This window comes from Actinokineospora bangkokensis, assembly GCF_001940455.1.
Taxonomy (GTDB): Bacteria; Actinomycetota; Actinomycetes; order Mycobacteriales; family Pseudonocardiaceae; genus Actinokineospora; species Actinokineospora bangkokensis.
In genome coordinates, this window is the sequence record NZ_MKQR01000009.1 from 490,457 (window position 1) to 503,254 (window position 12,798).

A 12,798-nucleotide genomic window follows, 5' to 3' on the forward strand; every position below is an offset into this window, starting at 1 on the left:
TCCTCCCGTCCTCCCGCCTCCCGCTGGCTCTACCCGCGCCCGGGGCAGATCATGCGGCGGGCTGCCCGGGCTGCCAGACTCGGCGGGCACCCCGGGCCCGGCGCGGGCCCCGCGGCGAGTGGATGAGGAGCGATGGGCGACAGCGCGGGCCCCCGGGTCGACACCCCGGCGCAGTTCAGCACCGAGATCGGCGGCCACAGCGCGCAGCTCGGGTCGGTGCGCGCACTGCTCGGCGGCTGGCTGGCCGACCACGGCTTCGCCCGCGGCCAGGCCACCGACCTGCTGCTCGCCGTCGACGAGGCCGCCGCCAACAGCATCGAGCACGGCTACCGGGGCGCGGGCCCCGGCCCGGTGCGGATCACCGCCGTGGTCGAGGCCGGGCTGCTGGTCGTCACCGTCTCCGACGACGGGTGCTGGCGCACGCCGGACCCCACCCCGGTCGGCCTGCGCGGGCGCGGGCTGGCGATCATGCGCGCGGTGTCGGACTCGGTCGACGTCGAGACCGGCCAGGGCACCACGGTGACCCTGCGCGTCGCCGTCGCCCCCGCGTAGGGGCGTCCACCCCTCCCTGCCGGGCCCGCTGTCGTCCTCGCCCGCCCGTCGACCTGCCGCGTCACCCCGTTGGCCGCTGGCCCCCGCACGCCGTCGCGGGCCAGGGTGTTCAGCGGGTGACTAGCCGGTCACCCGAACCTAGGTTACGGTGACACATGTGTGGATCGAGGTGCTGCTGCTGTCCAAGCTCTCCCGGGGGCCGCTGCACGGCTACGAGCTGCGCAAGGAGGTCGAGGCCTCGACCGGGCGCACGCTGTCGAACAACTCGCTCTACCCCACCCTGCGGCGCTTCGTCGACGCGGGCGCGGTGACGCGCAGCGCCGAGGAGCAGGAGGCCAAGCCGCCCCGGCACGTCTACACGATCACCGACGTGGGCCGGGAACTGCTGCACGACGTGCTCACCGACTTCCCGGACGAGGTCGCGCGCAGCGAGGCCGAGTTCCTGGCCAGGGTGGGCAACTTCGGCAGGCTCCGACCGGACGAGCGGGTGCGCGTCGTCGACACCCGCGACCGGGCGGTCGCCGAGGAGCTGGACCGGCTCGGCGCGCTGGCGCTGACCCAGGACGACCCGTGGAGCCGCGCGGTGCTGCAGGAGGTCTGCGCGCGCCTGGTGGCCGAGCGGGGGTGGTTGGCCCGCCTGCGCGAGCGGGCGGCCGCCGAGCCGGAGTCCGCGACCGAGCAGGACACTTGAGGAGGGGACTGCCATGACCACCACCGACACCGCGGCGCCTCGGCTGCCGTTCGACCGGCCCGACGCGCTGGCCGCCGCGCCGATCTTCGCCGCGCTGCGCCAGCAGGGCCCGGTCGTGCGCGTGATCACCCCGGCGGGCGACCCGGCCTGGCTGGTCACGTCCTACGACGCGGTCCGCGAGGTGTTCCGGGACAAGCGCTTCGGCCGCTCGCACCCGGCCCCGGAGCAGGCCGCGCGCATCTCGCACGCGGCGATCCAGGACGGCCCCAGCGGCGACTACGAGACCGAGGAGCGCGACCACAAGCGGATGCGCCGGATGCTGGCGCCCGCGTTCTCCGCGCCCCGCATGCGCGCGCTGACCGACCGGGTCACCGAGCTGGCCACCGAGCTGCTCGACGCGATGGAGGCCCGGCACGCCGCCGCGCCGGACGAGCCGGTCGACCTCTACGAGTCGCTGGCCTTCCCGCTGCCGGTGCTGGTGATCTGCGAGCTGCTGGGCGTGCCCTACGCCGACCGGGCCATGTTCCGCGACCTGTCCGAGCGCATCGCGGTCTTCGACGGCGGCGCCGACGCGCAGCGGGCGATGGCCGACTTCCGCGACTACATGCTGCGCCTGGCCGTGGCGAAGCGGTCGGACCCGCAGCCCGACGTCATCTCCGACCTGGTCGCCTTCCAGCGGGAGGACCCGACCTTCACCGACGACGACCTCGCCAGGCTCGCCGCGGGCCTGCTGTTCGCGGGCCACGAGACCACCGCGACCCGGATCAGCCTGGGCACCCTGCTGCTGCTGACCGACCTGTCCCGCCGCGACGAGTTCCTGGCCGACCCCGACGGCAAGGTCAACGACGTGGTCGAGGAGATCCTGCGGCTGACCGTCACCGGCGGCACCGGCCTGCTGCGCTACGCCCACGAGGACGTCGAGGTGGGCGGGGTGACGATCAACCGGGGCGACGCGGTGCTGGTGTCCATCGAGTCGGCCAACCGCGACGAGTCGGTGTTCGAGTCCCCGGACGACTACGACCCGGACCGCTCGCCGAACGTGCACGTCGCCTTCGGCCACGGCGCGCACGTGTGCATCGGGGCCAACCTGGCCCGCACCGAGCTGCGCGCGGTGTTCCCCATGATCTTCAAGCGGTTCCCGGGGCTCACCCTGGCCAAGCCGCTGGAGCAGATCGCCGTCCGGCACAACCGGGTCGCAGGCGGCGTCGACGAGGTCCCGGTGACCTGGTGAGGAGGCGGTCGTGAAGGTCGTGGCCGACAAGGAGCTGTGCGTCGGGGCCGGGCAGTGCGCCATGGTGGCCGAGCGCGTGTTCACCCAGGACGACTCCGACGGCACGGTGGTGGTGCTCAAGGAGGTCCCCGACGCGGGCGAGGAGGCCGACGCCCGCCAGGCGGTGCTGATCTGCCCGTCGGGCGCGCTGTCCCTCGACGAGTCCTGAGCCGGGCGGCCCTCGGGTGGTTGCGCCACCCGGGGGCCGCTGGGTCTTCCCGGCACCAGGGCGGTGAATCCCACGCTAGGGTGACCGGCGTTCGGTGAACTTGTCCCGGGAGGGTCGATGTCCCTGCGCCGCAGTGCCCCGCTCGCCGCCTGCGCCGTCGCGGCGGCCGCGCTGGTGGCCCCTCCCGCGGCGGTGGCCGCGGCGGGCCCCAGCACCCTGCCCGCGTCGCAGTACACGCTGTCGGCGGACTACCACCGGTTCGACGCGGTGAACTCCGCCCTGGTGTCGACGCTGGGCACGGCGCCGGTGCGCACCGTGATGGACAACGCCAACCACGACCGCACCGCGCTGCCCTCGACGTTCGCGCCCACCGGGCTCGCGGGCGGGTTCCGGTTCGACTCGGCGGACAACTCCGACTGCAAGAGCTACCCGCAGGGCATCACCACCAGCCGCGACGCCGTGGGCACCGCCGACGGCGGCAACTACGACGGCCACCAGCTCGTCGTGGTGAGCTGGTACACCAAGGACGCGTGCGACGGCGCCCAGGAGCGCAGCCGCCTCACGCTGGTGGACTGGGACGCGACCTACCCGAACAAGTACCGCAAGGTGCTGCTCGTCGAGCCCACCGGCAGCACCGCGACGCCCAGCTTCAAGGACATCCCCGTCCACGCGGGCGGGGTGTCCTGGTACGGCGACTACCTCTATGTCGCGGAGACTGGCAAGGGGATGCGCGTGTTCGACATGCGCAAGATCCTCAAGGTCGACACCGGCGGCACCGCCGACCAGATCGGCCGCCAGCCCGACGGCAGCTACCACGCGCACAACTACGCCTACGCGCTGCCGCAGGTCGGCACCGTCACCGCCGCCACCACGTCCGGGACCCCGTTGGTGTGGTCGACGATCTCGCTGGACCGGGTCAGCCGCTCGATCGTGATGACCGAGTACACCTGCCAGTCCGGCTGCACGTCCTACCCCAACCGCGGCCCCCGCGCCGTCCGGTTCCCCTTCGCCGCGGGCACCCCGACCTTCGCGGCCACGACCACGGCGTCCCAGGCGCTGAGCCTGCCCTGGTACAAGCTCAACGGGGTGGCCTCCCACAACGGGCGCTGGTGGTTCGCCTCCTCCGGGGCCAAGCAGCTCTACTACTGGACCCCGTCGGCCGGTGCCACCACCCACGCCTGGGTGGGCTCGGCGGAGAGCATCAGCTACTGGGAGGACGGCACCGGCCCGGACCTGCTGTGGTCCTTGCAGGAGGGTGCTGGCTCCCGCAACGTCTTCGCCGTCGAGCAGGCCGCCTACGGCAGCTGAGGCGCCCAGCCCGGGACGGCGACCGCGCCCGCCGGTGGGCGCCAGCGGGCGCTCACCCCGCCGGGCTGACCTCCGTCGGGGCGCGCTCGCCGCTCAGGTCGCCCAGGATCGCCTCGCCCTTGGTCAGCCAGGCCAACCCGAACGCCATCGTCGCCACCGTCTCCAGCCACAGCGCGGGCCGCAGCTCGCCCGGGATGCCCAGCGGGCCGGACGCCACGATGAGCGCGAGGCTGCCGATGATCGCCAGGCCGCACGCCACGTACACCCGGTTGCGCGCGGCCTTGCGCGGGGTCGGGGTCGGGTCGTCGGACTTGCGGAACAGCACCAGGCAGAAGTAGGCCAGCGACAGGAAGAAGATCCCCGCGAAGACCAGGTGCAGCACCCCGATCAGCTTCGCGTGCTCGCTCGGGTCCGGCGGTGTCGTCGGCAGCAGCGCCAGCCCGATCGCCGCCACCGCCGCCACGTCGCTGGCGAGGTCGTCCACCCGGTCGTAGCCGCGGTAGGAGAACAGGAAAACCCCGATGGCGCACATCGCCCCGACGAAGATGTCGCGCACCGGGCTGTAGTAGTAGCCGCTGATCGAGCTGAGGACCCGCCCGTCGGCGAGGTACCCGCCCGCGATCAGCACGAGCGGCAGCAGCAGCCCGAGGGTGCCGATGGCCCGCCGGAGGAACAGGTAGGAGTGGACGAGGCCCCGCATGGCCGCTCCCGGAGGTCGTGCGGCCCCCTCACGCGGCCGCAGGGTGTCGATCTCAGCGAACCATAGCCGCCTGCCCGTGTGCACCGCCGGACGTGCACGTCCGGCGTTCGCCACCGCCGGGCGCGGCCACGCCGCGCGACCGGTGCCGCCCATCGGGGCGGTCGTGCTCACCCGGGTGCGAGACTGGGTGCGCGACGACGGGAGGAGACCGGCATGGCCGAGGAGATCGAGGCGCCCGGTGGCGCGCTCGACGGGCCGACCCCGGGGCCGGGCGGGCGACCCGCGCCCGCGCTCGTCCTGCTCGACAAGGCCATCGGCCTGCAAGCGCCCCTGGTGCAGCGCAACATCGCGCGCGCCCGCCAGCGCAACCCGGAGGCGACCCCGGCGGAGGTCATCCGCACCCTGGAGCGCATGTACATCAGCGCTTTGGCGAGCACCGGGGCCGCGGTCGGGGGAGCGGCCGCCGCGCCCGCGGTCGGCACCGGCATCGCCCTGGCGCTCTCGGCGGGGGAGGCCTTCTCCTCGCTGGAGCTGAGCACCCTGTTCGTGCTGTCGGTCGCGGAGGTGCACGGCATCCGGCTCGACGAGGTCGAGCGCCGCCGCACGCTCGTGATGGGGATCCTGCTCGGCCAGTCCGGGTCCGCGACGATCGGCCGGGTCGCCGAGCGCACCGGCAAGCACTGGGGCCACCAGCTCGTCAGCAAGGTCCCCGCGGCGACGCTGCTGCGGATCAACAGCGTGCTGGGCAAGGACTTCGTGACCAAGTACGGCACCAAGCAGGGCGTCATCGTGCTGGGCCGGGTGGCCCCGTTCGGCATCGGCGCGGTCATCGGCGGCGGCGCCAACGCCACCCTCGCCGCCTTGGCCGTGCGGGCGGCCCGGCGCGCGTTCGGCCCTCCTCCCGAGTCGTGGCCCGGTCCCACCGTGGTGTTCCCGCCGGACCCGGGGACGCGGCGGGACTGAGGCTCGACCGCCTGTGCAGGTCAGCCCAGGGCGAGCATGACGGGTGTGATGCTGCGGGTGGCGTCGAACGGGAAGTCCGGGCCAAGCAACATGATGTCGGTGTCGAACCGGTGCTCCAGCCCGTGCGAGCGCGCCCAGGCCATCACCTCCGGCTGCCGGTGGTCGACGTCCACGCGCACCACCCCGGGCGCCGCCGCGGCGAGGTCGGACAGCAGTGCCAGGCCGGTCGCGGTGTCCGGGGCGGTGACGGGTCCGAGCACGGTCTGATCGATGTTGGGCCACGCCCCGCCGAACGCCACGACGCCGCAGTCCTCCACCACCCGGAACTGGTCGCAGAAGCCGGGCAGGGCAGCCATCAGCTCCGCCCGTGGCGCGCCGAAGACCGTGTTGTCCAGGGCGATCACCGCCTCCACGTCGGCGGCGGTCGCAGGACGGGAGACCCCCGCGGGGACCACCCCGCGGGGGACACCGACGTAGGTGGACGTCCGCCCGACCACGCGGAACCCCATCGACAGGTACAGCGGCCTGCCCATCGGGGTCGCCGTCAGCAGGGCCGTGGGCGCGCCGACCCGCGCCAGGGTTTCGCCCAGCACCCGCGCCCCGAAGCCGCGCCGGGCGTGCTCGGTCGCCACCAGCATCATGCTGATGGCGTTGACCGAGCCCCCGTACGGCGTGCCCACCACGACCGCGATGAGCCCGCCGCGCGGGTCGTCGACGCCGTGGACCTGACCGACCCGGAACAGCAGCCGCCACTTGTGCTCCTCGCGCGGCCACCCGCGGTCCGCGCCCAGGTCCAGGCACGCCCCCAGGTCGGTGAGGTCCAGCCTGCGGACCTCGGCATCGTTGCCCACGGCTGCCCTCCCGGTCGATTTCGCGGGTCGCCCACCCTAGGGCGTCCGGCACGCCGCGCGCCCGTCCTTTTCCCCGACCGCGGTCAGGGCAGGCGCCAGACCTGGTTGCTGCCGCCGAAGCAGTCCCAGATCTGCAACCGCGTGCCGTTGGCCGAGCTGGGGCCAGTGGCGTCGAGGCAGCGGCCGGACGCCGGGTTGCGCAGGGTGCCACCGGGCTGCGGCGACCAGTTCTGGGCGCCGGTGCCGTTGCAGTCCCACAGCTGGACGGCGGTGCCGTTGGCCGTGGCGGCTCCCGCGACGTCCAGGCACTTGCCGAAGGCGCGCACGGTGCTGCCCTGGACGGTCCACCGCTGGGCCGCGCCGCCGTTGCAGTCCCACAGCTGGATGGGGGTGCCGTTGGCGGTGGCCGAGTCGGTGACGTCCACGCACTTGCCGTCGATGCCGGTGAACGCGCCGCCCGTGGGCGGTGCGGTGGTGCCGGTGGCGGCGTCGTGGATGGCGCTGACGAGGGACGTGGAGCCCGTGGTGTCCTGGGACAGCTCCCAGTTCATGATGCCGCCCGCGTTCGCCCGCGCCCACTGGGTCTTGCGCTTGATGGTGGGTATGCCGTTGTAGCACTGCTGGGCGCCGTTGGCGGTCGTGCAGTCCCGGTTGGCGTTGGCCGGGTCCAGGGCGACGAGCTGGGCGTAGGTGAGGTAGCCGGGGCGGCTGTAGAACGGGACGCCGAGCACCGCCTTGGCCGCGGGCAGGCCGCGGTCCTTCCAGAAGTTCACCGAGGCGATCGACCAGTCGTAGTTGGCGTGCGGGCTGCCGCCGTCGTAGGCCATGATGTTGAGCCAGTCCACGGCGGTGAACACGGCGGGCTGCACCCCGTTGGCCGTGCCGCCCTCGCTGACGACCGCGGCGGTGAGGATCTTCCCCGCGCCGTGCAGCGCCGAGCTGAGCTGCTGCACCAGCGCGGTGAAGTGGTCGCCCGAGGCGCCGGGGTCCGGGTACTCCCAGTCGATGTCGACGCCGTCGAGCCCGTAGGTCGTGACGGTGTTCATCACGGTGTTGACGAAGGTCGTCCGGGTGCTCGACCCCGCGGCGAGCGCCTCGAACGCCGAGTCGTCGCCGTCGTTCCACCCGCCGATCGCCAGCGAGACCTTGACCCCGTTCTGGTGCCCGAGGGAGACCAGGGAGCGCAGCTTGCCCGTGTCGGGGATCGGTTGGAGGGTGCCGTTGGCGTTGGGCAGGGCGAAGCTGTAGTTGATGTGGGTGAGCTTGCCGTACTGGATGGCGTTGACGTCGCCCGACCACGAGGGCAGGTAGCCGACCGAGCGGAAACCGCTGGGCAGCGCCGCGGCGCTGGTGGTGGCGGTGGTGGCGCCTGCGCTCGACGAGGTGGCCAGGACGACCCCCGCGCCCGCGGTGGCGAGCGCGAGCGCCAGGGCGCTCGACCTTCGGAACTTCATGGCGGTGCCTTCCGGTGCAGGGAGGGGGGACCAGACCGGGGCGGCGGGGACGCGCCGCCCCGGCCCGCGATCAGGGCCCGCTGACCAGGCGGACGACCTGGCGCCCGCTGTTGGCCGCGTCGCCGGTGCCGTTGATGACGTGCGCGATGGTGCCGGTCCCGCCGAGGGACACCGTGACCATGTTGGTCAGCCGCACCCCGGACCGGACCGGCACCTGGAACGCGCGGTCGGCGACGGTGGCGGGGTTGACGTTGAAGTAGCAGTAGCTGCCCAACCCCCACGCCTGGTGCTGGGTGACGCCGTCCGCCACCTGGTAGGCGGCGTAGCCGCGCGCGCCACCGTCCATCCAGGACGCCTGGTTGGGCGGGTCGTAGGGCATCTCGTTCTGGTAGAAGTAGGTGCGGCCGCGCTCGCCGTTCCAGACGGTCTGGGTGCCCTGGTAGTGCTCGACGAACAAGCCGTAGATGGTGACGTCGTCGCCGTTGACGACCAGGCCGTTGCGAGCGGGGTTGGTGCCCCAGCCGACGCCGCTGCCGTGGTCGGCCCGCCAGATCCAGGTGTGGTCACCGATGACGTCGTCGCTGTTGACCCGGAGGCTGACCGTCGCCCTGGCCGCGCCCGCGCCGCCGACCCGGAAGTACACGTCCGACAGCCACGACGGGTTGGCCGCGTGGTCGGCCGACGCCCCGTCGGGGCCCACCTGGAGCAGCACGTCGGAGTTGGTGCTGCCCGCGTCGAACATGACGCCCGCGATCGAGACGCCGTCGACGTCGGCGACGGTCATCGCGGTGACGCCGCCGTCCGGCACGAAGGTGGCCAGCCCGAGGCCGAGCACGACGGTGTTGGCCCTGGTGACCTGGATGGGGGCGTTCACGTGGTAGACGCCCGGGGTGACGAGCAGATTCTTGCCCTGCGCCAGCGCGGCGTTGATGGAGGCGGCGGTGGCCCCCGCGCGCACGACGTAGAAGTCCGACAGCGGCAGGTCGCGGCCCGCGGGCGTGCCCGTCCAGCTGGGGCCGGTGCTGTCGCGGCGCACGTCGGGGACGAACACCTTGTACGCGCCCGACGGGTCCACGTGCAGGAACGGCTTCTCCCGCACGACCGGCGTCTTGGCGATGTTCGTGTGCGGCGGGTTGGGGAACGTCGAGGCCGGGGCGCCGGTGTCACCGACGAACACCATGTTGTAGTTCGAGCCGGTCCAGCCGCCCATCCCGGAGTTGCGGGTGAGGAACTGCTGCTGCGAGCCGGAGAGGACCTGCCCGTCCACCTTCGAGTCCGCGATGATGCCACCGCTGGACCAGCCGCCGTCGTCCAGGCGGAGGTTGCCGCGCAGGTGCATCCGGCGGTAGGGGGCGGCCTGCGACACCGCCCACCGGTCCGCGCCGCCGGTCGGGGTGACCGACAGGTTCTCCGCGCCGCGCCAGAAGTTCTGCGTCGCGTTCCCGCCGAACCAGTCGGCCTCGGCGTGCACCGCGCCGCTGATCGTGACGTCGTCCGGGCTCATCCCCAGCCCGGCGACCTGGGTGAAGAACCCGACGTTGACGTCGGCGGCGTATTGGCCGGGCTTGAACAGCAGCGCGTACCGCTGCGGCCCGAACTGGTTGGTCTCCTGCCCGGCGAACACCGCGTTGAGCTTCTGCTGGATGCCCGAGGCCGACATCGAGGGGTCGAACACGAGCACGTTCGGCCCCAGCACCGGGTCCTCACCGCTGGGCGGAGGGGTGCCGCCCCCGCTGGTGGACCACTTCTGGTTGCTCGCACCGGTGCACGACCACAGCTGCACGCCCGCACCGTCCGCGGTCGACCCGTCGCGCACGTCCAGGCACTTGTCGGCCTTCTCGTTGACCACGTCGCGCGCGCCGGTCACCCGCCACCGCTGGCTGGCCAACCCGGCGTAGCAGGTCCACAGGTGCACGGCCGCGCCGTCCCCGGTCGCGCCGTCGCGGACGTCGAGGCACTTGCCGAACGCCCGGAGCGTCCCGTCGTCGCCGATCGTCCACGTCTGGTTCGGCCCGGGCGAGCACGACCACACCTGGATCGCGGCGCCGTCGGCGCTCGACCCGTCCTTGACGTCCAAGCACTTCCCGCTGCCGTCGCCGCGGAGGGCCCCGGTGCTCGCCGCGGCGGCGTCGGTGGCCGCGGCGACCCCGAGCAGACCGGGGACGAGCACGGCGGCGGCGAGGACGGGCAGGAGCGCGCGCCGCGGGCGGCGACGTGGTGCGGGCATGGGCGCCTCTTCTCGGCAGGGGTGCGTGCCGACCCCGGCGGGACGACCGGGACCGGGTGCTGCTCGCTGAAACAAGATGAAACAAAGGAAGTAACCAGCCTGAAACAGAAAAGCAGCAGTGGTTTAGACCTGTCAACCCTCCTGGCGGGCGATGCGCCGCTGGCTCATCCAGGCGATGTCGACGGTCGCGCTTGCGCGGGGATCTGTCGAGCGGACGGCTTAGGACAAGCCCTGGGCGGCGAAGCTGCGCACAACCGCGTCGGCCAGCCGTTCCAGGTCGTCGTCACCGAGGGGCTGGCGGGTGAGCAGCAGGCGGAAGTGCAGCGGCGCGATGAGCAGTTCCAGCGCCTGCCGGGGGTCCGTGCCCGCGGCGAGTTCGCCCCGTGCGACCCCGCGGTCGACGATGGCGCTCGCGCTGTCGTACCGGGACCGCCAGAACTCGGCGCGGCCGGGCGCGGGGTCGTCCTCGGTGGCGGCCATGACGCGCGCCAGCGCCCCGCCGAGCGGGGTGGCCAGGTAGGACCTGATCAGCCGGGCGAACGCGATCAGGTCGCCCCGCGCGGTGCCGGTGTCGGGGATGGGCAGCTGCTCCTGGCTGTGGGTGAGCATCGCGTCGAGCACGAGCTTGTCGCGCGACCCCCAGCGCCGCTGGATCGACGTCGCGTGCACGTCGGCCCGCCGGGCGACCTCGCTGATGCTCACCGCGTCCGGGCCCAGCTCGGCCAGGGCGTCCAGGGTGGCGCGCAGGACCGCGGCGCGGACCTTGGCGGATCGACCGCCCGGCCGCCGCCGCACCTCGTCCTGCGCGGGGCTCACCCGTGCAGGCTAACGCAGGAACGTTGCGTTAAGTCGCAGGCGGCGGTAGCGTCGCCTAAACGCAGTGATTCTGCATTAGCTGAAGGAGTTGTCCATGCCGCGCTGGCAGGCAGACCCGGGTCGCTGCTCCAGGGAGGCCGTGGCGTCCTCGGTCGCGCCGCTGTGCGCGGTGACCGGATGAGCCCCAGCTTGGCCACCCGGCTCTTCATCAGCGCCTGCGCGTTCACCGGCACCACCGACCTCGCCGCGGCCCGCAAGGGCGCGGCGTACTTCCTGCCCGCGCTGTTCGCCCAGCGGTACGCCAACATGGGCGGGCTCGACCGGGCCGCGTTCGCCCGCCAGCTCGACGGCGTCCGCTCGTTCCGGGACGACCGCTGGTGCGGCCACTGGAACGCCATCGCCGCCCAGCACGTGGCCGTGGCGGAACGCGCGCTGGAGGACCTGATCGGCTCTCCCGCCCCCGGTCTGCTCGACGCCGCTTCCCGCGTCGGCGCACTGCCCCTAACAGACGCGCAGACGGCCCGGCTCGCACCCGCGGCCCTGCACTTGGCCGATCACGGACCACAACCGCAGGGGACGGACCCCCAGCAGGCCGGTGGCCCCGCCGCCGTCGTGCTCGACGCTTGGCTCAAGGCGATCACGTACTACCAGATCAGCGCTTTCCCCGGCCACAGCCCGGCCCGCACCCGCGCCTACTGGCGGTCCCGGCGGCTGTTCGACGCGCTGCTCGCGCTGATGGCACCCGCCATCGGCCTGGGCGTCGAGGAGGTCGAGATCCCGGTCGAGGGCGACCTCGTCCACGGCTACCTCGTGCTGCCCCCCGGCCCCGGCCCGCACCCGACCGTGCTGGTGACCAACGGGCTGGAGGGCACCACCCAGGAACTGCTCATCCCGCTCATGCGGTACCGCGACGACGGGATCGGCGTCTTCGTCATGGAGATGCCCGGCACCTACGCCTCGCACCAGCCGATGTCGGCCGACTCCCAGCAGGCCTACCACCGGGTGATCGACCACCTGGTCGCCGACCCCCGGGTCGACGCCGACCGGCTCGGCGTGGTCGGCGTCAGCTTCGGCGGCTACTGGTCCACCCGCCTGGCGGCCACCGACCCCCGCCTGCGCTGTGCCGTCGCGTGCGGCGCCCTCACCTACCACTCGTTCCAGACCAGCGGCTCACTCGGCATGCCCCAGGCCATCATCCAAGCCCTGCGCGACACCACCGGCGCGACCAGCCTGCTCGACCTCGGCCGGAAACTGCGCGCACTGTCCCTCAAGGACACCTACGCCGACATCGACATCCCCCTGCTGGTCATCAACGGCGCCGACGACACCCTCGCCAGCCCTCAGGACTCGATCGATCTCGCAGAGCGGGCCCGCGACGCCACCCTCCTGCTCTACCCCGACGACGACCACTGCGCCATGGGCCACTACCGCGACTGGCTCGACGAATCCCGGCGCTGGCTCCACCACCACCTCACGACCGCAAGCCCAGCCCCGCGCTGACCCGGATCAGGGCGGATTTCCTGCCGCGCGCGGACGTGTTCGTCCACTGGGCGGGGCCAGGGGATAACGGTTGGGTCTCCCGGGCAACCTCGGTGGTCGTCGCGCGCCTTGGTGGTCAAGGGCGATGACCCGACTGGGGGGTCCGAGCGCTGACCATGGCCGTGAAAAGGGAACGGCTTATTCGGCGCGCGCATTTTCGGCGCGAGAAAATCATTGTGTCTCAGTCGAATAACGCGGGGAACCGCGACGCGGTTCGGACGCCTTTGCTGGTGGAGGACAGAGAACGGGCTGCGGCCC

12 protein-coding genes are annotated in these 12,798 nt (G+C 73.0%); 7 read left to right on the forward strand and 5 right to left on the reverse strand.

Annotation, left to right across the window (positions count from 1 at the left end; genetic code table 11):
* The first annotated feature begins 132 nt into the window (after positions 1-132).
* The 5 genes from BJP25_RS10400 to BJP25_RS10420 all read left to right on the forward strand — a co-directional run bounded on the left by BJP25_RS10400 (position 133) and on the right by BJP25_RS10420 (position 3,990).
* Positions 133-552 carry an ATP-binding protein gene (locus BJP25_RS10400; protein WP_075974608.1) on the forward strand — a complete coding sequence of 140 codons (420 nt, stop codon included), beginning with the start codon at positions 133-135 and terminating at the stop codon, positions 550-552.
* Between the two features lie 148 nt (positions 553-700).
* Positions 701-1,243 (forward strand): PadR family transcriptional regulator, encoded by a 543-nt coding sequence (locus tag BJP25_RS10405; RefSeq protein WP_233157991.1) that lies wholly within the window; start codon positions 701-703, stop codon positions 1,241-1,243.
* 13 nt (positions 1,244-1,256) lie between these two features.
* On the forward strand, positions 1,257-2,474 hold the full coding sequence (locus BJP25_RS10410) for a cytochrome P450 (RefSeq protein ID WP_075974610.1): 1,218 nt from the start codon (positions 1,257-1,259) through the stop codon (positions 2,472-2,474).
* A gap of 10 nt (positions 2,475-2,484) precedes the next feature.
* Positions 2,485-2,682, forward strand: coding sequence for a ferredoxin (locus BJP25_RS10415; RefSeq protein ID WP_075974611.1), 198 nt, complete (start codon positions 2,485-2,487; stop codon positions 2,680-2,682).
* A 117-nt stretch (positions 2,683-2,799) separates the two neighbouring features.
* Positions 2,800-3,990, forward strand: a complete 1,191-nt coding sequence (locus tag BJP25_RS10420) for a hypothetical protein (RefSeq protein WP_075974612.1) — start codon at positions 2,800-2,802, stop codon at positions 3,988-3,990.
* A 52-nt stretch (positions 3,991-4,042) separates the two neighbouring features.
* Here BJP25_RS10420 and BJP25_RS10425 read toward each other — a convergent pair whose 3' ends face one another.
* Positions 4,043-4,690 carry a DUF998 domain-containing protein gene (locus BJP25_RS10425; protein WP_075974613.1) on the reverse strand — a complete coding sequence of 216 codons (648 nt, stop codon included), beginning with the start codon at positions 4,688-4,690 and terminating at the stop codon, positions 4,043-4,045.
* Between the two features lie 213 nt (positions 4,691-4,903).
* On the opposite strand from BJP25_RS10425, the gene BJP25_RS10430 reads away from it, so the two are divergent.
* Positions 4,904-5,653 (forward strand): hypothetical protein, encoded by a 750-nt coding sequence (locus tag BJP25_RS10430; RefSeq protein WP_075974614.1) that lies wholly within the window; start codon positions 4,904-4,906, stop codon positions 5,651-5,653.
* Positions 5,654-5,673: 20 nt separating this feature from the next.
* On the opposite strand, the gene BJP25_RS10435 is transcribed toward BJP25_RS10430, so the two are convergent.
* The 4 genes from BJP25_RS10435 to BJP25_RS10450 form a co-directional block, all read right to left on the reverse strand.
* Entirely contained in the window at positions 5,674-6,504 is an 831-nt protein-coding gene (locus BJP25_RS10435) for a GNAT family N-acetyltransferase (RefSeq protein WP_075974615.1), read from the reverse strand.
* Between the two features lie 83 nt (positions 6,505-6,587).
* A complete protein-coding gene (locus BJP25_RS10440; protein WP_075974616.1) occupies positions 6,588-7,958 on the reverse strand; it encodes a glycosyl hydrolase family 18 protein in 1,371 nt (456 codons plus the stop codon).
* 70 nt (positions 7,959-8,028) lie between these two features.
* Positions 8,029-10,185, reverse strand: coding sequence for an RICIN domain-containing protein (locus BJP25_RS10445; RefSeq protein ID WP_075974617.1), 2,157 nt, complete (start codon positions 10,183-10,185; stop codon positions 8,029-8,031).
* Positions 10,186-10,404: 219 nt separating this feature from the next.
* The gene (locus tag BJP25_RS10450; protein ID WP_075974618.1) at positions 10,405-11,001 is read right to left on the reverse strand and encodes a TetR-like C-terminal domain-containing protein; all 597 of its coding nucleotides are present in this window, start codon (positions 10,999-11,001) and stop codon (positions 10,405-10,407) included.
* A 177-nt stretch (positions 11,002-11,178) separates the two neighbouring features.
* Here BJP25_RS10450 and BJP25_RS10455 point away from each other — a divergent pair, with 177 nt between their 5' ends.
* Positions 11,179-12,501 carry an alpha/beta hydrolase family protein gene (locus BJP25_RS10455; protein ID WP_075974619.1) on the forward strand — a complete coding sequence of 441 codons (1,323 nt, stop codon included), beginning with the start codon at positions 11,179-11,181 and terminating at the stop codon, positions 12,499-12,501.
* The last annotated feature ends 297 nt before the right edge of the window (positions 12,502-12,798 follow it).

Coding starts and splice junctions, on each gene's coding strand:
- BJP25_RS10400 (WP_075974608.1), top strand. CDS start 133: ATGGGCGACAGCGCGGGCCCCCGGGTCGACACCCCGGCGCAGTTCAGC.
- BJP25_RS10410 (WP_075974610.1), top strand. CDS start 1,257: ATGACCACCACCGACACCGCGGCGCCTCGGCTGCCGTTCGACCGGCCC.
- BJP25_RS10420 (WP_075974612.1), top strand. CDS start 2,800: ATGTCCCTGCGCCGCAGTGCCCCGCTCGCCGCCTGCGCCGTCGCGGCG.
- BJP25_RS10425 (WP_075974613.1), bottom strand. CDS start 4,690: ATGCGGGGCCTCGTCCACTCCTACCTGTTCCTCCGGCGGGCCATCGGC.
- BJP25_RS10430 (WP_075974614.1), top strand. CDS start 4,904: ATGGCCGAGGAGATCGAGGCGCCCGGTGGCGCGCTCGACGGGCCGACC.
- BJP25_RS10440 (WP_075974616.1), bottom strand. CDS start 7,958: ATGAAGTTCCGAAGGTCGAGCGCCCTGGCGCTCGCGCTCGCCACCGCG.
- BJP25_RS10445 (WP_075974617.1), bottom strand. CDS start 10,185: ATGCCCGCACCACGTCGCCGCCCGCGGCGCGCGCTCCTGCCCGTCCTC.
- BJP25_RS10455 (WP_075974619.1), top strand. CDS start 11,179: ATGAGCCCCAGCTTGGCCACCCGGCTCTTCATCAGCGCCTGCGCGTTC.